This is a genomic window from Rothia sp. HMSC071F11, assembly GCF_001809115.1.
GTDB lineage: Bacteria > Actinomycetota > Actinomycetes > Actinomycetales > Micrococcaceae > Rothia > Rothia dentocariosa.
Genome location: NZ_KV795763.1, coordinates 1 through 22,285, shown reverse-complemented (window position 1 = coordinate 22,285; position 22,285 = coordinate 1). Strand labels below are relative to the sequence as shown.

The 22,285-nt window shown below is 54.4% G+C and carries 21 protein-coding genes; 15 read left to right on the top strand and 6 right to left on the bottom strand.

Going from position 1 to position 22,285, the window contains the following annotated elements; genetic code table 11:
* Positions 1-243: 243 nt before the first annotated feature.
* Positions 244-1,647 carry a phosphomannomutase/phosphoglucomutase gene (locus tag HMPREF2554_RS08240; RefSeq protein WP_013398469.1) on the bottom strand — a complete coding sequence of 468 codons (1,404 nt, stop codon included), beginning with the start codon at positions 1,645-1,647 and terminating at the stop codon, positions 244-246.
* Positions 1,648-1,797: 150 nt separating this feature from the next.
* On the opposite strand from HMPREF2554_RS08240, the gene manA reads away from it, so the two are divergent.
* The 6 genes from manA to HMPREF2554_RS08210 all read left to right on the top strand — a co-directional run bounded on the left by manA (position 1,798) and on the right by HMPREF2554_RS08210 (position 8,113).
* Positions 1,798-2,979 carry a mannose-6-phosphate isomerase, class I gene (gene manA, locus HMPREF2554_RS08235; RefSeq protein ID WP_013398470.1) on the top strand — a complete coding sequence of 394 codons (1,182 nt, stop codon included), beginning with the start codon at positions 1,798-1,800 and terminating at the stop codon, positions 2,977-2,979.
* A gap of 82 nt (positions 2,980-3,061) precedes the next feature.
* On the top strand, positions 3,062-3,352 hold the full coding sequence (locus HMPREF2554_RS08230) for a nucleotidyltransferase family protein (protein ID WP_013398471.1): 291 nt from the start codon (positions 3,062-3,064) through the stop codon (positions 3,350-3,352).
* Between the two features lie 2 nt (positions 3,353-3,354).
* On the top strand, positions 3,355-3,687 hold the full coding sequence (locus HMPREF2554_RS08225; RefSeq protein WP_048753335.1) for a HepT-like ribonuclease domain-containing protein: 333 nt from the start codon (positions 3,355-3,357) through the stop codon (positions 3,685-3,687).
* Positions 3,688-3,857: 170 nt separating this feature from the next.
* Complete coding sequence (locus HMPREF2554_RS08220; RefSeq protein WP_070554663.1) at positions 3,858-6,317, top strand: RNA ligase; 2,460 nt, start codon at positions 3,858-3,860, stop codon at positions 6,315-6,317.
* A 153-nt stretch (positions 6,318-6,470) separates the two neighbouring features.
* Positions 6,471-6,740: an ACT domain-containing protein gene (locus HMPREF2554_RS08215; protein ID WP_004006581.1), complete on the top strand. Its 270-nt coding sequence runs from the start codon at positions 6,471-6,473 to the stop codon at positions 6,738-6,740.
* Between the two features lie 17 nt (positions 6,741-6,757).
* Positions 6,758-8,113 carry a PFL family protein gene (locus HMPREF2554_RS08210; protein WP_013398474.1) on the top strand — a complete coding sequence of 452 codons (1,356 nt, stop codon included), beginning with the start codon at positions 6,758-6,760 and terminating at the stop codon, positions 8,111-8,113.
* A 72-nt stretch (positions 8,114-8,185) separates the two neighbouring features.
* On the opposite strand, the gene HMPREF2554_RS08205 is transcribed toward HMPREF2554_RS08210, so the two are convergent.
* From HMPREF2554_RS08205 to tmk, 4 genes are all read right to left on the bottom strand, one after another.
* Positions 8,186-9,427 carry a DUF6119 family protein gene (locus tag HMPREF2554_RS08205; RefSeq protein WP_141744378.1) on the bottom strand — a complete coding sequence of 414 codons (1,242 nt, stop codon included), beginning with the start codon at positions 9,425-9,427 and terminating at the stop codon, positions 8,186-8,188.
* 172 nt (positions 9,428-9,599) lie between these two features.
* The gene (locus HMPREF2554_RS08200) at positions 9,600-10,403 is read right to left on the bottom strand and encodes a DUF6119 family protein (protein ID WP_070554659.1); all 804 of its coding nucleotides are present in this window, start codon (positions 10,401-10,403) and stop codon (positions 9,600-9,602) included.
* A gap of 27 nt (positions 10,404-10,430) precedes the next feature.
* Positions 10,431-11,570 (bottom strand): DNA polymerase III subunit delta', encoded by a 1,140-nt coding sequence (locus HMPREF2554_RS08195; RefSeq protein ID WP_070554657.1) that lies wholly within the window; start codon positions 11,568-11,570, stop codon positions 10,431-10,433.
* Positions 11,567-12,328 (bottom strand): dTMP kinase, encoded by a 762-nt coding sequence (gene tmk / locus HMPREF2554_RS08190; protein WP_246826039.1) that lies wholly within the window; start codon positions 12,326-12,328, stop codon positions 11,567-11,569. Before tmk ends, HMPREF2554_RS08195 begins: the two co-directional genes overlap by 4 nt.
* 132 nt (positions 12,329-12,460) lie before the next feature.
* On the opposite strand from tmk, the gene HMPREF2554_RS08185 reads away from it, so the two are divergent.
* The 5 genes from HMPREF2554_RS08185 (at position 12,461) to HMPREF2554_RS08165 (ending at position 16,986) form a co-directional block, all read left to right on the top strand.
* Entirely contained in the window at positions 12,461-13,654 is a 1,194-nt protein-coding gene (locus tag HMPREF2554_RS08185) for a trans-sulfuration enzyme family protein (RefSeq protein WP_070554655.1), read from the top strand.
* Positions 13,655-13,661: 7 nt separating this feature from the next.
* A complete protein-coding gene (locus HMPREF2554_RS08180) occupies positions 13,662-13,997 on the top strand; it encodes a DUF2516 family protein (protein ID WP_004006586.1) in 336 nt (111 codons plus the stop codon).
* A 196-nt stretch (positions 13,998-14,193) separates the two neighbouring features.
* A complete protein-coding gene (locus HMPREF2554_RS08175; RefSeq protein WP_004006587.1) occupies positions 14,194-14,931 on the top strand; it encodes a phosphoglyceromutase in 738 nt (245 codons plus the stop codon).
* A 170-nt stretch (positions 14,932-15,101) separates the two neighbouring features.
* Entirely contained in the window at positions 15,102-16,286 is a 1,185-nt protein-coding gene (locus HMPREF2554_RS08170) for a sensor histidine kinase (RefSeq protein WP_070554653.1), read from the top strand.
* A gap of 13 nt (positions 16,287-16,299) precedes the next feature.
* On the top strand, positions 16,300-16,986 hold the full coding sequence (locus tag HMPREF2554_RS08165; RefSeq protein WP_070554650.1) for a response regulator transcription factor: 687 nt from the start codon (positions 16,300-16,302) through the stop codon (positions 16,984-16,986).
* A gap of 90 nt (positions 16,987-17,076) precedes the next feature.
* Here HMPREF2554_RS08165 and HMPREF2554_RS08160 read toward each other — a convergent pair whose 3' ends face one another.
* Positions 17,077-17,781 carry a hypothetical protein gene (locus HMPREF2554_RS08160; protein WP_070554648.1) on the bottom strand — a complete coding sequence of 235 codons (705 nt, stop codon included), beginning with the start codon at positions 17,779-17,781 and terminating at the stop codon, positions 17,077-17,079.
* Between the two features lie 286 nt (positions 17,782-18,067).
* On the opposite strand from HMPREF2554_RS08160, the gene ispD reads away from it, so the two are divergent.
* From ispD to rlmB, 4 genes are all read left to right on the top strand, one after another.
* Positions 18,068-18,838 carry a 2-C-methyl-D-erythritol 4-phosphate cytidylyltransferase gene (gene ispD, locus HMPREF2554_RS08155; RefSeq protein WP_083297454.1) on the top strand — a complete coding sequence of 257 codons (771 nt, stop codon included), beginning with the start codon at positions 18,068-18,070 and terminating at the stop codon, positions 18,836-18,838.
* Positions 18,839-18,872: 34 nt separating this feature from the next.
* The gene (gene ispF / locus HMPREF2554_RS08150) at positions 18,873-19,397 is read left to right on the top strand and encodes a 2-C-methyl-D-erythritol 2,4-cyclodiphosphate synthase (RefSeq protein WP_070554645.1); all 525 of its coding nucleotides are present in this window, start codon (positions 18,873-18,875) and stop codon (positions 19,395-19,397) included.
* A 76-nt stretch (positions 19,398-19,473) separates the two neighbouring features.
* The gene (cysS, locus tag HMPREF2554_RS08145; RefSeq protein WP_070554636.1) at positions 19,474-20,904 is read left to right on the top strand and encodes a cysteine--tRNA ligase; all 1,431 of its coding nucleotides are present in this window, start codon (positions 19,474-19,476) and stop codon (positions 20,902-20,904) included.
* Between the two features lie 61 nt (positions 20,905-20,965).
* Positions 20,966-21,952, top strand: coding sequence for a 23S rRNA (guanosine(2251)-2'-O)-methyltransferase RlmB (gene rlmB / locus HMPREF2554_RS08140; protein ID WP_048754585.1), 987 nt, complete (start codon positions 20,966-20,968; stop codon positions 21,950-21,952).
* Positions 21,953-22,285: the final 333 nt, after the last annotated feature.

Genomic DNA, 22,285 nt, shown 5'->3' with positions numbered 1-22,285 from the left:
CTTCGCGGTTTAGGGGTGCCCGCTATCTAACATTATACCTAAATATCAGTGGGTATATCCCTGTTAAAACTACAAAGCCCTCGCGCTGGCGTTCACGCCCGGCACGCCTACCGGGGCGAAGCGGCTCAAATGCGCTCGTGCCAGGGCTGTAATGCGATTGTATAACCCAGCACCAATAATGCTTAGAAGAAGGGCGGATACCGATAATAATCGGCATCCGCCCAAAATAAGGAGTTCAAAGAACTACTGGCGCACCAGAGCCAGAATCTCGTCGCGCACGCGCTCCATTGTGGGAGTATCCGGTGCTTCAAGGTTCAGACGCAGGAACGGCTCAGTATTGGAAGGCCGCAGATTTGCCCACCAGCCTTCTTCGGTGTTGGTGAAGGTGGTACCGTCTGAGTCTTCGACCTCTACAGGCGCGCCAGTGTAGTGCGCGCGCACACGGTCCACAGCGGCTGCCTTGTCCTCAATCTCGGAGTTGATCTCACCGGATGCGACATAGGGGGAGTAGCTGGCGCTGATCTCGGAGAGCGCCTGGTTACCGCCGCCGAGGGCCGCGAGCACGTGCATCGCGGCGAGCATGCCGGTGTCTGCGTTGAAGAAGTCCTTGAAATAGTAGTGCGCGGAGTGCTCACCGCCGAAAATACCGGATTCTTCAGCCATGACTGCCTTGATGAAGGAGTGCCCCACACGGGTTTTCACGGCGCGTCCACCGAGCTTTTCGACGAGCTCGGGTACGGCCTTGGACGTGATGAGGTTATAGATAATAACCGGCTGCTCATTGCCTTCCGCCTTAGCGCGCGCGATTTCACGTTCTGCCACGAGCGCGGTGATGGCGGAGGGGGTGACCGCGTCACCCTTCTCATCTATCACGAAGCAACGGTCGGCATCGCCGTCAAAGGCAAGGCCGATGTCTGCGCCGTGCTCAACAACCGCTTTCTGCAGATCAACAAGGTTGGCGGGTTCAAGCGGGTTAGCCGGGTGGTTCGGGAAGGTGCCGTCAAGCTCAAAGTAAAGGGGCACAATCTCAAGTGGAAGCGCGGGCAGAAGAGCATCTCCCAAGACGGCGGGTGTGGTCTTACCGCCCATGCCGTTACCTGCATCCACAACAACCTTGAGGGGGCGAATATTGGAGAGGTCTACGAGCTTACGCAAGTACTCGGCGTAGGCTTTGAGAACGTCCTTTTCGGTGACGACGCCGGGATTCTCAACGGTAGGAATAGAGCCTTCGTCAAGGTACTTCTGGGCAAGATCACGAATATCGAAAAGACCGGTTTCGGAGGATACAGGAACCGCCCCGGCCTTAGCCATTTTCATGCCATTGTATTCGGCGGGGTTGTGGCTTGCGGTGAAAGTAACGCCTGCCGCATTCTCAATACCGCATGCAAAGTAGAGCACATCGGTTGAAATGAGACCGATTTTTTGGACGTTTGCGCCGCGTGCGGTGGCACCTTCAGCGAATGCATCCATGAATTCGGGGGAGGAGGGGCGCATGTCACCGCCCACCAAAACGGTCTGACCAGCCAGACCGAGCACATCAACAAAAGCGGCGCCGGTTGCACGCACAGTTTCGTGGGTAATAGTTTCGCCGACGATACCGCGAACGTCGTACGCCTTAAATGAGTCTTTGAGGTTAATAGTAGTCACTCGTTTATTTTAGCGGGTATATCTTTGAAATGTACCTCTATAATTGGTGGGAGTATCCAGAGAATTCCCTGAATTTTATGGGTTTTATATCACGTATGCCGTAGTTTTGGTGATGTTGCGTGTAAAAGTTCCTAGAAAGGCCAAGGCAACATGGGCGAAATTTTTCCGTTGAAGAATAAGATTCAGAATTATGCGTGGGGTTCGCACGAAGTTCTGGGTCGCATGCGCGGTGTGCCCGTACCCACAGAAAAGCCGGAGGCTGAGGTTTGGGTGGGGGCGCATCCTGCGGCTCCGTCTGAGGCCACAGTTGATGGGTCTGTGTCGCCGTTGAACGAGCTGGTGGCGGCGCATCCGGACCGTTTTTTGCGCCCTGACCGCGCGAGCGATTGGTTCCCGTTCCTGTTTAAGATTTTGGCTATTGATGCTCCGCTGTCGATTCAGGTTCACCCTACACCGCAGCAGGCCCTCGCCGGGTTCGAGGATGAGCAGGCGCGCGGGATTCCGGCTGATGCGCCGCATCGTAACTATAAAGACCGGTACTCTAAACCTGAGAACGTAATTGCCTTAACCCCCATGAAGGTACTGACGGGCGTGCGTCCGCAAGGTGAGCTGCGGGAGCTGGCTGAAGCTTTTGGCGCCGATTGGCTGAGTTCTCGTGTGCAGCTAAGCCCGAAGCAATTGCTGACCGAGATTATTCGTCTTCCGCAGGATGCTGCTGACCGCGCCATAGCGAGTTTGGTAACTGCGGCGCAAAAGCTGATGACACAGGACGGTGTCTCTGCAACGGTGTCGGATGCCGCTGACCTGGTGAACCTGGTGGCGCAGAAGTATCCGGGTGATAAGGGGCTACTCGTCGCGTTTGTGATGAACCTGATGAACCTTGCGCCGGGGGACTCTGCTTTTACCCCGGATGGTCAGGTGCATGCATATGTTTCTGGTACGGCGATTGAGCTCATGAATCCCTCGGATAATGTGCTGCGCGCAGGTCTTACCCCAAAGCATATTGATGCGGAAGAACTTATTAAGGTGCTCGGTGAGCGTCAGGATGCGCCGGTAGTACAGCGCCCGGCGGCGAACGGATCGGGCGTGGAACAATACGCCATGTGGGATGAACGCATGAGCGTGCAGCATATACGGGTGCTCGCTGGCAAACCAGTTGAATACACCTTTGAAGGCACTTCTGCCGCGCTGGTGGTGGACGGTTCGGTCACGATTTCTACGGGTGAGCAGAACATAACGCTGCGCGGCACCGAGTCGGTCCTGCACGCTGGGGATGCCACCTCCGCCACCATCACGGGGGAGGGCGAACTGTATATCGCCCGGTATGTGTAGCGTGTTTATTGTGTGGGGAATATTGAGAGCAAGTTTGTGAGTATTTACTATAAGACTTGTATCTTAAGAAAGGAGTAGCGCTATGCGGCCTTCGTTAGCTTTTGAAACACATCGGCGTGCTATACGCGAGATTGTGAAAAAATATCCTACAGTAAATCCCCGTGTTTTTGGCTCTGTTCTACATGGTACCGATCATGAGGAGAGCGATCTTGATGTCCTCGTGGATGCTCTGCCTGGAGCTACTCTTCTAGATCTCGGAGATCTGGAAGCAGATTTGGTGCAGGCACTTGGAACCCGAGTAGAAGTTCTCACTCCCCAAGATTTGCCCCATAAATTCCGTGAACGCGTACTTGCTGAGGCTCAGCCGGTGTAATGATGAGCAAAAATCGTCTTTCTGATTACATAGAGCACATACAACAGGCAGCCGGTGATGCATATTCTTTTACGGAAAATATGACTCATCAAGAGTTTTTAAAAGATAAAAAGACTCAACAGGCAGTTATCCTAAATCTTATTATTATCGGCGAAGCTGCAACAAAAATCATGGATAATTACGAAGACTATACTCGTACGACTCCTGAGGTTCCGTGGCGCAGCATGCGAAATATGAGGAACCGGTTGGCTCATGGGTACTTTGATATAAACCTCGATATCGTGTGGGATACTGTAAAAAATTGGTTACCTTCTCTGCTGGAACAAGAGTTTTAGCTTCATGGAACTAAAATATTAAGAATATAATTTTTAGATATATTCTTTTGTGTCTCGGTGCACCTTCAGATGTAACATGTAAATATTTCAGAGATGCCGGAATGGAATATCCGGCAAAACCCTGACATAAATTACCCGACCACAACCTCCGACGACGAAAGACAGCACCGATGGCACGTAAAATCTTCCTCTTAGCCGGTGCGGCGGGTGCCGGTAAGAGCACCTGGATCGCCGCGCATCCCGAACTTGCAGACCTGACGCATTCTTGGGATGCCGAGCGCCGCAAATGCGGATACATCACCTACACGCTCGATAATCAACCCGCATTAGCCCTATCACAAAACACCAGCGCCGAATCGAAGGCTATCCGCCGGGTGAACGACTGCGTGGAAGAAAATATGCGGCACGGCAACACCGTATTTATCGACAATATGAACGTGCTGCTGCGCAACATGAAAACCTTCCTCGAATTTGCGCGCAAATACTGCTACACCGCATACCTGGTCGATTTTCAGGGCGAACTCACCCTCGACGAGCTGTATGCGCGCAACAGAACCCGCGAATACACCAAGCGCGTACCCGAAGAGGTTATCGAGACCGCCTACAACAACCACCGTGAGCTGCGCGAGAACTGGCGCAGCATCCTCAAGAACTACCGAGATGTGGTCGCCGGGTACATCGCCCCCAACCAGGTTTTTACCGAGCTCTTCACCCCGGTGCGTGCGCTCGATAACTACCATAAAGTAGTCGTAGTCGGCGATATTCAGGGCATGGGCGGTGAACTCGAAAAACTCATCGACACTCTCTCACCCGAAACCGGGCTGAGCGATGAAAACATCTGCTGGATATTCGCCGGTGACCTCTTCGATCGCGGGCAAAACCCCGAAAAAGTCTTTGACATTCTTGAACCCGCCCTTGGCACCCTGCCCAATGTGCACCTCGTGATGGGCAACCATGAACGCTCCATCATGCACACTATTAGGGGCGTGCGCCGCTACCGTGATGCCCGCGAAACTCTGGATGCGCTCGCCGCCCACGGCGTGTACAACAGCCGGGTGATCACCATGCTCAACACCGCCGTGAATATGATGCCCTTTACTCTCGGGCAGGAGCGTTATTTCGTGACCCACGCCGGGGTTGCGCCGCAGCTCTTTGCGGATTCCCATCGCACGCTGGAAGGGGTGGGGGAGGGGTACCTCACGGGGCTGTATGCAGATGAAACGTTCTATTTGGGTTCTAATCCGTACTCGCAGGCGCGGGCGGGTAAAACCCAGTACGCAGGCTACGAAGATACGCTCAACGACCTAAGCCGGGCCGCTGGTATCACCCAAATTTACGGTCACCGCCCGGCGGCACTCGGTTCGGAAGGATACAGTAATCTCATTCCGTTAGAAAGCAGCGTCGAATTTACCGGCGGCGAGCTGAGCGCCGTGGTGTTCAGCCGCGAGGATAGCGCATCCGGTGCACCCGAAAAAGCCGTGTGGAAGCGCGAAATCGTGAAAATTCCATCGAGCTCCCTCGTCCCCGATCCTTACGCCTCGGGGAGTAGAGCGGCGGGTGCCTCGAACAATGCTGCAAACGGTGCCACAGAACCACTCAGCGACGGGCATAGCCTGCTAGAGGAGATGCGCGCCAACCCCAACGTGAACGTGCGCGCAACCGAACCTGCGGGAGTGCTCGCGTGCAATTTCACGCGCAAAGCCTTCTACAAAGGCGCCTGGGATAAGACCACCGCCAAAGCACGTGGGCTGTTTATTCACGCCGAAACCGGCAAAATTGTGGGGCGCGGGTACGAAAAATTCTTCAATATGGACGAGCCCGGGCATGAGAGCGAGGCACAAGTTCGCAAACGCCTCGCCTACCCGGCCCTTGCACGCGCCAAAGAAAACGGATATCTAGCGATTATCACGGTTTTCGACGGTATGCTCGCCGTCTATAGCAAGAGCGGGGTAACCGCCTACAGCCGCCATGCCGAAAGCATCTTGCACGCCGCCCTCACCCAGGAAGAGCGCGCCCGGCTCACCGAAGCGCTCACCCGCATGGATTCATCACTAACCGTTGAGGTGGTCGATCCGTTCCGCGACCCGCACATCGTGCCCTATAAACAGGTCACACTCTATCTGCTCGATCTGATCGCGAACACCGCGCAGTTCAGGGTGAAACCGGCCCGCTTTGAAGATCTGTGGCTCTCGCCGAAAGCCTTTGCACAGCCACGCCCAACCGAGGAGTACGGCCCCGTGCGCATCTCTACCGTCGAAGAAATTCCCCTCAAGGATGACGCCGATTTCACCCGCCTGCTCCAGGATGCACGTACAAGCAACGCTGAGGGCTGGGTTATCCGTGACTCTACGGGCTATATGGTTAAAATCAAGGCGCCCGGATACTCCGCCACGAAACGCGCCCGCGCAATTCCCGCACTGGTGGACTACCTGCGCGAGCCATCCGAACAGCGCAGGGGCACCCAGGCCGACCGTGAGAAGCTGGAACGCAACGCCGAACGCCTGGGGCTGAACCTCAGCGACTATATTGTCTCCACCATCAGCAGGCACCGCGCATGGGATTTACCGCGGCTGGCACTGCATCTAAAAGACCTGCTGCACGGCGTTAACACGCACGGACGGCTGGACTAGCCCACAAAACTGAGGCGGTGCCCATGAGAACGTGAGCGCCGCCTCAAGCATGTTGCACGGGTCTGCATAGCTATACGTGCGTTACAATTCCTAAACAAGCATTCGTGCCAGCAAACGTGCGAATACCGGGTTTACACGAGTAAAGGAATCACCGTGAAAATTATTCTGACCGTAACCGGAATCGACCACGAAGGCATTATCGCCGCCGTCACCACCAAGCTCACGGAACGCCACGTGAATGTGCTTGACGTTTCTCAAACCATTATGGGCGAGTACTTCACCATGATTATGCACTGCTCCTTTGACGACACCGAACAGAATCTCATCGACCTACAGGAGTCTATGACAGCCGTAGAACACGCCCAAAAGGTGCAAATCCGTATTCAAGCGGAAACCATCTTCAAAGCGATGCACAGCATCTAAGGCGCGGGATAACCTCAATGATGAACGACCAAATACTCGAAACCATCCGCATGATCGAGGAAGAAAAACTCGATATCCGCACCGTTACCATGGGTATCTCGCTCCTGGACTGCGCCGACTCTGACGGCGATGTGGCACGCAGCAAAATCTACGACAAAATCACCTCCCGCGCTAAAAACCTGGTAAGCGTATGTGAAGGTATCGAAGTTGAGCTGGGCATACCGATCGTGAATAAGCGCATTGCCGTAACCCCAATTTCCGTGGTCGCGGCAGCTAGCGGAGAAAGCGAATATCTTGAGTATGCTCGCACGCTCGACGCCGCAGCAAAAGCCGTGGGCGTGAACTTTATCGGCGGGTTCAGCGCGCTGATCGACAAGGGCGCTACCCCTTCCGATAACGTGCTCATGGATTCTATTCCCGCTGCGCTCGCTGAGACCGATGTCGTGTGTTCGTCGGTGAATATTGGTTCGTCCCGCGCCGGTATTAATATGAGCGGTGTTAAACGCATGGGCGAAATCATTCGTGAAACGGCTGACCTCACCGCAGATACCAACGGCTTCGGATGCGCCAAACTTGTGGTCTTCGCCAACGCCGTGAGCGACAACCCCTTCATGGCGGGCGCTTTCCACGGAGTACAGGAGGCAGACACCACGATTTCGGTGGGCGTTTCCGGCCCCGGTGTGGTGCAGCGTGCCCTGCAGCAGGTGCGTGGCGAGCGTTTTGATGCGTGCGCCGAGGCTATCAAACGCGCCGCTTTCAAGATTACCCGCGTGGGTCAGCTGGTCGGTCATTTAGCCGCCGAACGCCTGGGTGTGTACTTCAATATTGTGGATCTTTCGCTGGCGCCTACCGCTGAGATCGGCGATTCGGTCGCGCATATTCTTGAAGAAATGGGCCTGGAAACTGTGGGGACTCACGGTACTGTGGCGGCGCTTGCTCTGCTCAACGATGCGGTCAAGAAGGGCGGGCTCATGGCCTGTTCGCATGTGGGCGGGCTCTCCGGCTCGTTCATTCCGATATCTGAGGATGCTGGCATGATCGATTCTGCTGCTGCCGGGCATATTACGCTCGATAAGCTGGAGGCGATGACCGCGATCTGTTCGGTTGGGCTGGATATGGTTGCGGTGCCGGGCGATACCTCCGCCGCGACGCTTGCCGCCATGATTGCCGATGAGGCTGCGATCGGTGTGATGAACCACAAGACCACCGCAGTGCGCGTGATTCCAGCCGTCGGCCTGGGCGTGGGCGATACTGTCGAGTTCGGCGGGTTGCTGGGGCGCGCCCCGATTATGCCGGTGCATACCCCATCTTCGGAGGCGTTCATTGCTCGCTGCGGCAGGATACCCTCGCCGGTGCATGGGTTTAGGAACTAGGAGTAAAGGTACTGGGGGTGTTTGGGATGAGCATTCTATGTTGCTTCCAAACACCTCTAGCCAGAATTTTCTTTAGGGGTTTTCATCCGTTCTTTGGAAATAGACGGTTACTTTAACACCGAGTTTTTCAAGATTATGAATATGATGATAGAGAGCTATTTGACTTAAAGTAGATAGAGGAATATTACCCTCATTACCTCTATATAGGAGTACTAAAACGATTTCTTGTGGTTTCAGGCTTTTATGCGTAACTATCTCAGGAAATTTCTCTACAATTTTTTTAACTTTTTCCTGTGTCTTTATATCAATCTCCTTATCTGTATTATTTTTATCACTTTTTTGTATTTTTTTAATTTTATTATCTATTCTTTTAGGAAGATTTTCAATTAGATCTTTTATTTTAGGGTAGGATTTATCAGGAGAATCTAAAACCCACTTTGTTGATGTATATGATTGGTTTAAGAGATGACTAAATCCTTCTGCATCCGTTGAATTATTTTTTACATGTATATAAATCCCTTTATGTAAATATAAATCACATAGTTCAATAGGATAATTATTTTTTAATTTTATGCTGGAAGAATCACCGTTTTCATCATTGGTTTCTTCAAAAGGCTTAACTCCGTTATAATCCTTATTACCACCAAGATCTAATAATAAACTATTGTGCGACCATTTCTTGGGTAATGAGGTATTATCATCCCTTATAAGGTCAGCAAGTTGAAGGTTAAAATCAGCTTCATGAATAACTGTATATTCTTTGTTCTTTACAGTGTGGCGGGGGCAGTTACCGACAGCGCTATCTAATAAATCTTTAATTTTCTTTGTATCATTTTCATGATTATAATTTATGTCTTGGTTTTTAAATATGTTTTCTATAAAATTATTTACGTTGTTTTGGAATGTTTCTGAAGTTTTATAAAATCTACCACAGGCCATATAGTAGTATATATCTTTATCCTTATTATAATAAAAACCGCTGAGATAGTCGAAAATATTTTTAGCGGGATGGTCGTTTCCTTTAAAAGATACTTTTATATTTTTAATAAAACTATCATATAGTTTATTATCAGGAATTCCTTGAAGAGTATCACGGTTGTCTTCTAAGAACTTTGTTATTTCGGTAATATTTTCTGAAGATAATATAGGAAAAAAGTTAACATTTATATCCTTCGGAGTTTTATTCTTGCGATCTTTAGCTTTTATTCCAGGAAATTGAATAACAGTAGATTCTATGTTTAAATCCTCAGAATTGAAATCTGGCATATAAGATATGTATAAATCGAAATTCTCTCCTGTTAAACCGTTTTTCAAAATATCTTTAAATAAGGCTATTTTTAATTTTTTTCTTCTTCGAGTGTAAGAGATTCATAATATCCTAGCTTCTTTAAGTTTATATTTCCTCCCCCGCTTGAAATTTCCTGCATATAGTTTTGATATTTTTCCTCGTATTCCTCGCATAATTTTTTAAGTTCATTAAGATTTTCTATTTTTTCTTCATCTTTTTTTCATCTTTTTTGAAATTTAGGCCTTTAGTGATGCATAAATTTATGCCCCCATGTATAGTGGTTTCAGTTTTGTTATTCTTAAGCGTATTTCCCGATATGCGCGTTGGTATATCGACGATCTCATCAATTGAATATTCTTCGGGTGTTGCTCCGGATGAAATTGCAGTATTTGTCATTTTTCCTTTTCGTGAAGGAGACACGGTAGAGAGCTTTGTTATATGTTTATAGTCAACTTCAGATAGAGCAATCCCTCGGCCAAAATCCCTTGTAGCTTTTGATGTGTCAAGTAGGAGATATCCACATCCGTAAGATATAGCCCAGATTATTTTTTGATTTTCTTTAACAATCTTTTGCTCAATAAAAATTATGCAGAACGGGGATACTCTTGATTCTTTGAAAATATCCTCGTGGGCAAGATTGATCCAAAAAGGTGTGCGATGTATATATTGACCGCTCAAAATTGTTGCGGTTTTAAAATCTTCTTTAAAATCTTCAATATAAAAACATTTTTTTTCATTTAAATAGTAGTTTTCTAACTCTTCTAGATTTTCTGGAATGTTACTACCGCTTGTGTCTGAGCATCCTGAGTGGCTTTTATTCTGCTCCTCGTCGTCTTTATTTTCTTCGCCACTCACCGCATTTCTAGTTTCCCCCTTTTTACTATATAGATAACCTAAATAGTTTTGATTTAAAATATTTATCAAATTATCACAATTTTTACTTTCAAGTATTTCTGAATCATTGTAGGGTAATATGAATCTGTAAATATTTACAGCTACCATAAATAATTTCCTTTCTCTCCATAAAACTTATAACACAAACCTGCCCATAAACCCCTCAATGAGCAGGCGTGCATTCGCGTTAGTACGCAGCCTGCCGAGCACAACCTCAAGCGCCTGCACATGTTCCAGGGTCTGCGCGGCACTCGTGCGTGCGGCGAACTCGGCGAGCGCATCCCGGGCATGCTCATTCATCAGGGCAGACCCGGAGTTTAGCTGCAGGGTGAGCACATCGCGCAGCACCGTCTGAATCTCCGTCATCGATCGCAGCAGTGTATCCGATTGGATGCGCTTCGCACGTCGTTTCTGCTCGTCCTCCAGTCGCCGCACCTGCGAGCGCAGGCTGGGGGAGATGCGCGCCCCTTCGGTGATGCCCAGGATCGCCAAAAGTTCGGCGCGTTCCTTCTCGTCGCGCGCCGCAGCGGCTTCGGCAGCGTCCTGTTCCGCGAGCGTGATAAGCCTGTCCGCTGCCGCATACGCCGAAGAAATAGAACGAATGTTCATGATGAGAAGCGGTAGAGTTTCGCGCCGCTGCAGGGATGCGGGGTCGTGGGCTAGGCGGGCGGCGACCTCGGCATCACCCTGCGCGAGTGTTGCCGCGTGGCGTGCCAGCGTTTCCTCAACTCCGTCGGCAGCGAGCTTGGCGGCAACATCGGCGATAGCAGGAACCGGAAGCTGCACGGGGCGGCAGCGTGACCGAATCGTCACGAGCACATCGGTGGGGGAGGGAGCCGTCAGCAGCCAAATCGTGTGCGGCGGCGGTTCCTCGATAGCCTTCAAGAGCACATTAGAGGTGCGCTCGGGCATGCGTTCGGTGTCTTCCATAAGGATCACGCGCCACCGCCCAACCGACGGCCTATCCTGCGCCTTCATCACAAGCTCGCGGGCATCGTCAATGCTAATGCTGACCGCCTCGGTGCGAAAATGCGTAAAGTCCGAGTGCGAACCGTTCAGCACGGTCACACAGCCCTTGCAGGTGCCGCATCCGCGATCGGCAGGATCGGGCTGTTCACACAGCAGCGCCGCCGCAAAAATAAGGGCAGCTCGCCGATGCGGTGCCCCCGCCGCCCCGGTAAAAAGCCAGGCATGCGTGGGACGTTCGGCGGATGCGTCGCGGCGCAGCTGGTCAAGCGTGCCCGCGGGCAGAATCAGCTCATCCCATAGGCTCATCGGGCGTCCTCCCCGAAACCACCGGAGGTAAAATTCGTGTTCGTATCGCCGTTATCGCGGGCTAACTCTCGGGACTCCAGGAGTGGGCGAACAACCTCAAGCACCCGTTCGTGCACCGCATCCACGCTTCCACAACCATCCACTACATAGTGCGCACCGTCGGCGTTCTGCCGCGCAATATCAGCGAAAGCGGTGTGCACGCGGGCTTTGAAATCAGCGCCTTCCGCCTCAATCCGGTCTACGGTGCCGCGGTCGCTCATGCGCTGGGACTCATCGGTGAGGGGAACATCCAGCAGAATTGTGGCGTGCGGTATCAGATCTTCGGTTGCCCAGCGGCTTAAATCCGTGATGGTATCTTTGCCCAGATTACGCCCAATACCCTGGTAGGCTGCGGAAGAATCGAGATAACGGTCGCTGAGTACTACCGCCCCGGCAGCGAGTGCGGGACGAATCTTCTGCGCCGCATGCGCCGCGCGGGATGCAGCAAAAATCAGCGCTTCGGCACGGGCATCGACCTCGCTGGAACCGTGTTTAAGAACGAGTTCCCGCAGAGACTCGCCAAGGGGTGTTCCGCCCGGTTCTCGGGTAGCAATCACGGTGTAGCCTTGAGCCTCTAGAGCGGCTTGAAGCCGGGCAAGCTGGGTAGTTTTGCCCGCACCGTCACCGCCCTCGAAGACGATAAAAAGCCCGCGGCGATCGGGCGCTGAACCCGGCTGCGCGGGCGTACTCTGTGGCGTGTAGTGCAGGGAATCATTCACCCTACTAAGGGTACCGTGCCTGCCGAATGCGATAAAGGAAGGTGAACGTTTTCACGGCGTTGCCGACCCAGAACATGACTTTCTGCGGTGTTCGGCGTGCATGTGAGCTTTCGCTGTGCCACTCTTAAAAGCATGAGTGAAGAGAAGATGTCAGCAGAGACCTATGTGGTGAGCGGTGGCCGTCCCGCGCATGAGCATGATGCGCCGGTGAACCCGCCGATTATTTTGTCCTCAACCTACCGTGGAGCCGGTACCGTTGATACCGTCTCCGATAAAGTGTATGCGCGGTTCGCCAACCCCACCTGGGAGGCTATGGAAGAGGTCGTCGCCGGGTTGGAAGGTGGCACACACGGTCTCTTATTCCCTTCGGGCATGGCAGCGATTGCCTCGATTCTGGATTTGGTACCGGTCGGGTCGGTTATTCTCATTCCTAAACATGCCTACATGGCCTCTATTACTATGAGCAAGGATTTGCAGAAACGCGGTATTGCCGAGGTCGTGCGCATTGATCTGGAAGATACCGCTTCGGTGATTGCAGCCTTCGAAGATGCTGTTGCCCGCACCGGTGTCACCCCGGAAACCGTGGATTATGCGGCCCCGAAGGTACTCGCCTGGCTGGAGAGCCCCACGAACCCCATGCTTGAGGTCGCCGACCTGCCCGCTATTTGCGCGGCGGCAAAACGTTTGGGTGTGGTGACTGCGGTCGATAACACCTTCGCCACCCCAATTTTGCAGAAGCCTCTCTCCTTCGGTGCTGACGTGGTGGTTCACTCTGCGACCAAGTTCTTAGCGGGGCATTCGGATGTGCTTCTGGGCGTTACGGTCACCTCGAACGAGGATCTATATCAGGCAATGCTGCACCATCGCATCACCAACGGGGCTATTCCCGGACCCGTGGAGGCGTGGCTCGGCTTACGCGGTCTGCGAACCCTGGCGCTTCGCGTAGAGCGTTCGGTGCACAACGCGCAGAGGCTGGCTGAGCGCTTGAGTGAGCATCCGGCGGTAGAAGAGGTACGGTACCCCGGTTTGCCCGGCAGTAATGGGCATGAGTTGGCCAAGAAGCAGATGCACGGCGGGTTCGGTGCGGTGCTATGCGTGGTCTTGCGTGCCAGCGATGAACAAACGCAGCGTGTGGTAGAGGCTTTGCGCGTGTGGACTCCTGCAACGAGCCTGGGTGGTGTAGAATCCCTGATTGAACGCCGTCGTCGGCATGGGAGCGAACCCGACTCCATTCCGCCGTCGCTGCTGCGTCTATCGGTCGGCATTGAGAATGTCGATGATCTCTACCAGGATTTGGTGACCGCCATCGAGCAGGTCATCCAGTAAGGAAAATATGACTGCTCCTCAGCTTTTGTTTTATGCCACCCTGATTATTGACGGGTTACTTGCCCTCGTGGTGGCGTGGATTTGCATTCTCGCCTTTGTGCGGTCCGTCATGGCACCCGCGAATATGTACACGTTCAACGGCAAACGCTCCAAGAATTTCTGGATGGCTATGACCGGCGGTTCCGCCGCGGTTGGTCTGCTGGGGGTTTGGAGCGCCTTGAGCTTCACTTACAATCCTAGCGCTACGAGCAGCGTGGTGCTTTTCCAGCTGGTCGCCGCTACCATTTCGAGTGTTTTCCTGGCAGGAGTCTGGCCTGCCGTGGGCGGTAACCGCCGCTACTAGGCGCTCGTCAAGGCGTGCAGCCCGTATCTTTCGCCCGAGTATAGGGTGACTTTGACCTTTTCGGCGCGTGGCGCATCTATGCAGGGGTGTGCCGCGTGCCGATTCGTCTTCTGCCGCGAGATGTAGGGCAAGATGGCGGTGTGGTGTTGCTGGCATAAGCATGACAAACCGCCGCCCGCATGAAAAAATAGAAGCTATGACATACAAATTAGTACTCCTGCGTCACGGCCAGTCGGAGTGGAACGAGAAGAACCTGTTCACCGGCTGGGTCGATGTTAATCTGACTGATAAGGGTCGTGCTGAGGCTCAGCGCGGCGGCGAACTACTGAAAGAACGCGGCATCCTTCCCGATATTGTGCACACCTCATTGCAGCGCCGCGCTATCAACACCGCAAATATTGCCCTGGATGCGGCCGACCGCCTCTGGATTCCGGTCAAGCGTACCTGGCGTCTGAACGAACGTCACTACGGCGCTCTGCAGGGTAAGAACAAGTCTGAGATCCGTGAAGAATACGGTGACGAGAAGTTCATGACTTGGCGTCGTTCCTACGATGTGCCACCTCCGCCGCTGGACGATAGCGACCCCTACTCGCAGGCAAACGATCCCCGCTACGCGGATGTTGAGAACGCACCCCGCACCGAGTGCCTCAAGGACGTTCTCGGTCGTATGCTTCCGTACTGGGAATCCGATATTAAGCCCGACCTTGCCGACGGTAAGACTGTGCTGGTCGCGGCGCACGGTAACTCCCTGCGCTCGCTTGTGAAGCATTTGGAGAACATCTCCGATGAGGATATCGCTGGGTTGAACATTCCGACCGGCATTCCGCTGTACTACGAGCTGGACGAGAACTTTAAGCCTCTCAAGCCGGGCGAGTACCTTGACCCTGAAGCTGCGAAGGATGCTATCGCGGCTGTTGCAAACCAGGGTAAGTAATTATTTAACGCGCATGGTAAGAGAACCCATCGTTCCGGTAGTGTTGAACTGACCGGGGCGGTGGGTTCTCACCGTTTTCAGAGCACCTCGGCACTGCGGCGGTCAGGTTTTCGCTTCAGATACAATGCACACCGCACATCAGATAAGCACTTTTAGGAAGGAATCGCCCGTTGAACGCAGGTCTTATCGCTTTTTCCTCCGGCGTTCTCGGACTGGCTCTGGGTCTTTTGAGCATGGGTATTCTGAGGCGGTTCGAGCGTGAACGACATCGCACGACCGTCGCCGAACCCGCCTTGAGCGACGGAGCGGCGCAGGTGCTTGCGGTTATTGGGCGTGCCTATGTGGTGGTAGACGAGGTCGGAGGCGTCGTGCAGGCTTCGCCGGGCGCCTACGCCATGGGGCTGGTGCGCGGGCACACCGTGCTGTCTATTGAGCTTGCCGAGATGATCCGTACCGTGCGGCACCGCGGTATTTTCGTGGAAAAAGAACTTGAGATCGCCCGGGGCGAGGACGAATCCTTGGTGATCGACTTGCGCGTGGCTCCTGTGGGAAACGAATATATTCTTGTACTCGCCGATGACCGCACCGAAATCTCGCGTGTGCAACGGGTACGCAACGACTTCGTGGCGAACGTTTCGCATGAGCTGAAAACTCCGGTAGGGGCAATTAGCCTGCTCGCAGAAGCCATTGAAGAAGCCCGCGATGACCCGGAATCTATCGACTACTTCACGAGTCGTCTGCACAAAGAAACAAAGCGTCTGACCGCGCTGGTCCGCGATATTATCGAACTTTCCCGTCTGCAGTCCGCCGATGTGATCGGCAGCGGAAAATTGGTGTCTATCAACAGCTTGGTGGCGGAGGCGGTGGACCGTTCCAAGCTCGCCGCCGAAGCCAAGAACATTATCATCCACACGGATGCCCACGCCGACCGTGAGGTTTACGCAGATCCCGAACTGCTTGGGATCGCGGTGCATAACCTCATTGAGAACGCGGTGCGGTATTCTCCCGAAGATACCCGCGTTGATGTCACGGTCGAAACCTCGCACGAGAACCTGCTGATTTCGGTGACAGATCAGGGCGCCGGAATCTCTGAGGAAGACCAGAAACGTATTTTTGAGCGTTTTTATCGCGTAGACCCTGCCCGCTCGCGGCAAACCGGCGGTACCGGTCTGGGTCTGAGCATCGTCAAGCACGTGATGGCGCAGCACGGTGGTATGGTCACCGTGGATTCGACCCTGGGGGAGGGCTCCACATTTACGCTGAGTCTGCCGCTTGCCGAGGCAGATCATTCGACCCCTGAAATCCTGGATCTGCCGATAACTCGTGAGCTGAGCTACACTAGCTACAGGACTTAAAACAGAGGTAACGATGACGAAAATTCTGCTTGTTGAGGATGAAGAGGCGCTCTATGACCCGCTGTCCTTCCTGCTTGGGCGCGAAGGTTTCACGCCCGTTGTAGTCGATAACGGTCTGGATGCGGTGCCTACCTTTGAGAGAGAAGACCCAGATCTAGTGCTCCTTGACGTGATGCTTCCCGGAATGTCCGGCATGGAGGTGTGCAAGAAAATTCGCGCATCCTCCTCGGTTCCGATCATCATGCTGACCGCTAAGGATTCTGAGATTGACAAGGTGCTCGGGCTCGAACTTGGGGCTGATGACTATGTGACCAAGCCGTACTCTTCGCGGGAACTGATGGCACGCATCCGGGCGGTGCTGCGGAGGCAGAGCCCCGATCACGGCGATGAGCAGGATCAGAAAGCTTTGGCGGCTGGTCCGGTGCGTATGGATGTGGAGCGTCACGTCGTCACCGTGGACGGTGAGGAAGTTTCCATGCCCCTGAAAGAGTTTGAACTTTTAGAGATTTTGCTTCGCAACACCGGTCGCGTGATGACGCGCGCCCAGCTGATTGAGCGGGTCTGGGGCGCGGATTATGTGGGCGATACGAAGACATTAGATGTGCACATTAAACGCCTGCGCTCTAAGATCGAGCCGAAGGCATCCTCACCTCGCTATGTGATTACGGTGCGCGGGCTGGGCTATAAATTTGAGGCGTAGAGACTCGCCCATCTCCATACAGAAAAAGGCTCTTTATGTCATATAAAGAGCCTTTTTCTGTACCTTGAGAGGGTGAAACCCTCACCAGAGCTACTGCACGTTCTCGTAGACGGGCACGCTCGCCGTAGGAGCCGGGGCGGGGACTTCCTCAGATTCGTCGTATGAAGGAGTCTCTGCCGGTTCAGGAGCCGTAGGCACAGCGGTCGCCGTATTCGTGGGAACGGCAGTTGCCGATGCGCTCGGCGTTGGGGTTTTCGCAGGCGTGCTGGCACTGGGAGTTGTCGCGTGAGAAGACTGCGAGGATGCACGCGAGCTCGCCGCATTCGGCATATAGGAAGCGTACTCCTTGAGAGTTCCGTCTAAGATCGGAATATTCAGGTTTGTGGACTGATCGTTCGAAGAAACCTGAGTATTCGCCAGGGTCTCACCGGGAGTCTGCGAAATCTTCGGCACGATCACCTGAGAATCGTTGCTTTCTAAACGTACCTGCTGGCCCTTGGCAACCTTGACGGATTTCTCGCCGCTGGGGAACGCGAAGGTAACGGTAATATCGTGGTCGCTCTTATTCAGGATAGTGCCGAGCAGACGACCATCCGCACCTTTGCCGGATGAAACCATCATGATATTGCGAAGCTCAACGCCGTTAAGATCGGCCTTAACCCCATCGGATGCAGCATACTGCAGGGTTGTCGGCTGGGTATAGATATAACCGCAGCCAGTTGCTGATATGAGCGCGGCTGCAATAGCCACACCCGCACCGGTGCGCTTAAGAGAGTGGGAAACGGCGAACTTCACGGCGCGTCCTCCTAGATTCTGGTGAGCCCTGCGACTCTGTGTGCGTGCATATAAAGCCGCCTTGCACGCGCAGTCCTTCGAGCGCACAGAAGCGACACAAGATTTGACTCTCGCACTCTAGTTTAGCAATGTGATGACAAATCGTCAGTATGAGACCTGCACATGACGCCGGTTTTATGCCGTCTTCGGGAAATCACCGTGGAACTTTGCGAGTCTCGCTCAGCGTCATAAACCTGCGCAAACATCTCAAAACCTCAGAAGCACACTATCGGGTACCCTCTTAGATGTGACTGAAAACTATCCAGAGGCTCTAGCCACGAATGCTTCCCCGACAGCTCGCACCGCCATCGTCGTGCTCGGCGCGGGTTCCGGCACCCGCCTCAAAGAAAAGATGCCCAAAGCCGCCGTCGATGTACACGGAAAAACCCTGCTGTACTGGGCGCTTGAGCGCGCGCGTGCCTCGGGTATTGCGGAACGTATCGTTGTAACGGTTCCGACTGACTGTGCGCACCGATGCCCGCAATTACTGGCCGATGCTGCCGAATTTGATGCTCTCGTTACGGAAGGCGGCAACACCCGCACCGCATCGGTCATCGCCGCCCTGGATGCGCTCGCCGCCGAAAACCCGTCCATCGAGCGGGTGCTTATTCACGATTGCGCCCGCGCGTTTACGCCTCCCCAGGTTTTCTGCACGGTCGCCCAAGCGCTGACTGCCGGTCATCGGGCCGTTATCCCCGTTGTTCCCGTGATCGACACCATTAAAACCGTGGATGCGCATGGCACCGTCACCGGCACGCCCTCCCGTGCGCTTATGCGTGCCGTACAAACCCCGCAAGGCTTCAGGATCGACACTCTGCGTGCCGCGCATGAGCACAGCCGCACGCTTGAGGCTTCAGTCGCCGAGCACATTACTGATGATGCAATGGCGGTCGAGGCATACGGAGAACAGGTACATACGGTGACTGGGCATACCGATGCTTTCAAGATCACGACCCCGCTCGATTTGCGCATAGCGCGCGCACTCTACCCGACTGCGCCGGAATCCGCCCGCTCCTGAAACTAAGCACACAACCGCGATGAAAGGCACCTTCATGACAGATATAACCAGCGCACAGAACAGCCCCACCCCTCAGACCCCCCTCATACCTCGAGTAGGAACCGGCGTAGACGTGCATGCCTTTGGCGAGGAAAACACCGAGCTGTGGATCGCGGGCCTGTACTGGCCGGGCGAACGCGGGCTCAGCGGGCATTCCGACGGCGATGTCGTTGCGCACGCGGCCGCCGATGCGCTCTTTGCCGCATCCGGTACCGGAGACTTGGGCAGTAACTTCGGGGTGGATCGTCCAGATATGGCGGGCGCATCCGGAGTGCGTATTCTCTCGGAGGCGGCGGCAATCGTGCGAGCGGCAGGTTTCGAGATCGGCAACATCAGCGTGCAGCTGATCGGTAACCGCCCCAAATTTTCGCCGCGCCGCGCAGAAGCCAGTCGCGTTCTGAGTGAAGCGGCTGGGGCTTCGGTGACCGTTACCGCGACCACGACCGACGGTTTGGGCCTGACCGGACGCGGCGAAGGCGTTGCAGCCGTTGCCACCGCACTCCTTTACTCGGTGGAGTAGTTCCCCTGACGGAAGATTATTAAAGAGAACCCGGCGGTACCCACCGCCTGGGTGCTATACCCCGTAAACTAGTACTGTGACTATGCGTTTTTATGATTCAGCAACATCAAGCATCCGCGATTTTGAACCGGTAGTCCCCGGTGAGGCACGCATCTACTACTGCGGTGCCACCGTGCAGGGCGAACCGCATGTGGGGCATATCCGTTCCGCCCTGGTTTTCGACCAGCTTGCGCGGTGGATGCGCTACTGCGGGTTCAAAGTCACCACCGTGCGCAATGTTACGGATATTGACGATAAAATTTTGGCGAAGTCCGTTGAATCTGCACAGCCCACCTATACTGGGGAACACCCCAACGAGCAGTGGTGGGCGCTCGCATACCGGTACGAGAAAGTTTTTGCGCGCGCATATGCGACGTTGGGTATTGACCCGCCAACCTATGAGCCGCGCGCGACCGGTCACATTCCTGAGATGTTTGAGCTTATTCAGCGTCTTATCGACCGCGGGCACGCATACCCAGCGCTTGACGATTCTGGGGATGTCTACTTCGATGTGCGTTCTTGGGAACAGTATGGCGCGCTCACCCGCCAGAGTGTAGACGATATGCAGGATTCCGCCGACGCGGACCCGCGCGGCAAGCGTGATCCCCGCGATTTTGCCTTGTGGAAGGGGTATAAGGAAGGCGAACCACTGACCGCTGCGTGGGATTCGCCGTGGGGCCGCGGTCGTCCCGGCTGGCATCTGGAATGCTCTGCGATGGCAGGTAAATATCTGGGGAAGCGGTTCGATATTCACGGCGGCGGGCTGGATCTGCGTTTTCCGCATCACGAGAATGAACTGGCGCAGTCCACGGCTGCGGGCGATGATTTCGCTAACTTCTGGATGCACAACGGTATGGTCACCTACGAGGGCGAGAAAATGTCGAAATCGATCGGCAACACCATTTCTCCCGTGCAAATGCTGCAGCAGGCTCGCCCGCTGGTAGTGCGCTATTATTTGGGTTCGGCACATTATCGTTCGGTGCTGGATTACCGCCCCACTTCATTAGAAGAGGCACGGGTTGCTATCGAGCGTGTGGAGGCATTCCTCGCCGCTACCTCGGAGCTTATGGCCCCGAATCCGCAGGATCGTCGCGTACCACAGGACTTTGCGGATGCGCTCGATGACGATATGAATATTCCGCGCGCGCTCGCGGTGCTTCACGAGCAGACTCGCGCCGGTAACGCCGCGCTTGCCGCCGGTACGGACGCCTCTGAATTTGCAAATGCGGTGTGGGCGATGGCGAATGTGCTGGGGCTGATTTCGCTCATGAATCTTGACGGTTCGGGGGCTTCCGGTGCGGAGCATCAGGCATTAGATGCGCTTATTCACACTATTTTGGAACAGCGCGCGAGTGCCCGTGCCGAGAAGGATTGGGCGACCGCCGATAGGATGCGCGATGTTCTCGCCGCCGCAGGTATTACGGTCAAGGATGGCGCGCAGGGCTCTACATGGAGCCTTAACGCATAACACATCCCCCAAAACTCGCCCCGAAGCGGGCATGACAGACGTTGAACTAAAGGATACAGATATGGCTAAGGCAGGTTCGCGCCCCGGCGCTACCGCAAAGAAAAAGGGTGCGACAAAGGGCACCGGCGGTCACGGTCGTCGTGCGCTGGAAGGTAAAGGACCCACCCCGAAGGCTGAGGACCGCGTTTATCACAAGGCGTATAAGATGAAGCGCGCGGCGGAGCGTCGTGCGGCTACCGGCACGAACCGTAAGTTCCAGACTCGTCTGGGCGGCAAGCGCGTGAGCGATGAACTTGTTACCGGTCGCAACGCGGTTCTGGAGGCACTTCGCACCAATATCCCGGCGAAGCACCTGTACGTGATGAGCCGTATTGAGGTCGATGACCGCGTGCGTGACATTATGACGATGGCGAATAAGAAAAACCTGCCCATGCTGGAGATTCCCCGCAGCGAGCTGGATCGTCTGACGGACGGTGCCGTGCATCAGGGGATCGCAATGCAGATTCCCCCTTACCAGTATCCGGATGCGACCGATTTGGTACTGGACGTTATGGAGCGCTGGCATGCCGGTAAACTCAAGTCACCCCCGCTTTTCGTGGCTTTGGATGGTATTACCGATCCTCGAAATTTGGGTGCAATTATTCGCAGCGTTTCGGCTTTTAGTGGCGATGGGGTCATCATTCCCGAGCGTCGCTCTGCTGCGGTGACTGCGGGCGCCTGGAAGACGAGCGCGGGTGCGGCGGCCCGTATTCCGGTGGCGATGGCGACGAACCTGACGCGTGTGCTGCAGCAGGCAAAAGAGCAGGGTATTTTTGTGATTGGTTTGGATGGTGGGGGAGACATAGACCTGCCGAATCTACAGCTCGCTTCTGAGCCTCTGTGCGTGGTGGTTGGTTCCGAGGGTAAGGGTCTTTCGCGTTTGGTGACGGAGACCTGCGATCAGATCGTGTCGATCCCTATTGATTCGGCTATGGAGTCTCTTAACGCCGCAATGGCAGTGGGTATTACCCTTTATGATGTATCGCGCCATCGCGCCGAGTCTCACTAATGCTCTTATCCGATGCGCGTGTGGAGCCTGATGTTCAGGTTCCACACGCGCTCGTGTATTTACGACGCAATGGGGTTGCAGCGGCAGAGCCCGAATACATACCGTGCTTGACGGCTTGTTTTGCTAGTGGTGTAAAACACTCACCCGTTGGGTTGCGGTGGTGGGTGTGGGTGTGTATAGTTGTATGAGTCGCCGCGGCGAGGACTTCATTTCTGGTTGTGATCCGGGTGGGGTTGGTTGCGGTGATTTATCATGTGATGACCGGCTGATGATGATCTCTGCATGCGTGTTTGTGTGTGGTGGTGTTGTTGGTGTGGTGTGTTGTTTGAGAAC

Coding starts and splice junctions, on each gene's coding strand:
- manA (WP_013398470.1), top strand. CDS start 1,798: ATGGGCGAAATTTTTCCGTTGAAGAATAAGATTCAGAATTATGCGTGG.
- HMPREF2554_RS08230 (WP_013398471.1), top strand. CDS start 3,062: ATGCGGCCTTCGTTAGCTTTTGAAACACATCGGCGTGCTATACGCGAG.
- HMPREF2554_RS08225 (WP_048753335.1), top strand. CDS start 3,355: ATGAGCAAAAATCGTCTTTCTGATTACATAGAGCACATACAACAGGCA.
- HMPREF2554_RS08220 (WP_070554663.1), top strand. CDS start 3,858: ATGGCACGTAAAATCTTCCTCTTAGCCGGTGCGGCGGGTGCCGGTAAG.
- HMPREF2554_RS08210 (WP_013398474.1), top strand. CDS start 6,758: ATGATGAACGACCAAATACTCGAAACCATCCGCATGATCGAGGAAGAA.
- HMPREF2554_RS08200 (WP_070554659.1), bottom strand. CDS start 10,403: ATGGTAGCTGTAAATATTTACAGATTCATATTACCCTACAATGATTCA.
- HMPREF2554_RS08195 (WP_070554657.1), bottom strand. CDS start 11,570: ATGAGCCTATGGGATGAGCTGATTCTGCCCGCGGGCACGCTTGACCAG.
- HMPREF2554_RS08185 (WP_070554655.1), top strand. CDS start 12,461: ATGAGTGAAGAGAAGATGTCAGCAGAGACCTATGTGGTGAGCGGTGGC.
- HMPREF2554_RS08180 (WP_004006586.1), top strand. CDS start 13,662: ATGACTGCTCCTCAGCTTTTGTTTTATGCCACCCTGATTATTGACGGG.
- HMPREF2554_RS08175 (WP_004006587.1), top strand. CDS start 14,194: ATGACATACAAATTAGTACTCCTGCGTCACGGCCAGTCGGAGTGGAAC.
- HMPREF2554_RS08165 (WP_070554650.1), top strand. CDS start 16,300: ATGACGAAAATTCTGCTTGTTGAGGATGAAGAGGCGCTCTATGACCCG.
- ispF (WP_070554645.1), top strand. CDS start 18,873: ATGACAGATATAACCAGCGCACAGAACAGCCCCACCCCTCAGACCCCC.
- rlmB (WP_048754585.1), top strand. CDS start 20,966: ATGGCTAAGGCAGGTTCGCGCCCCGGCGCTACCGCAAAGAAAAAGGGT.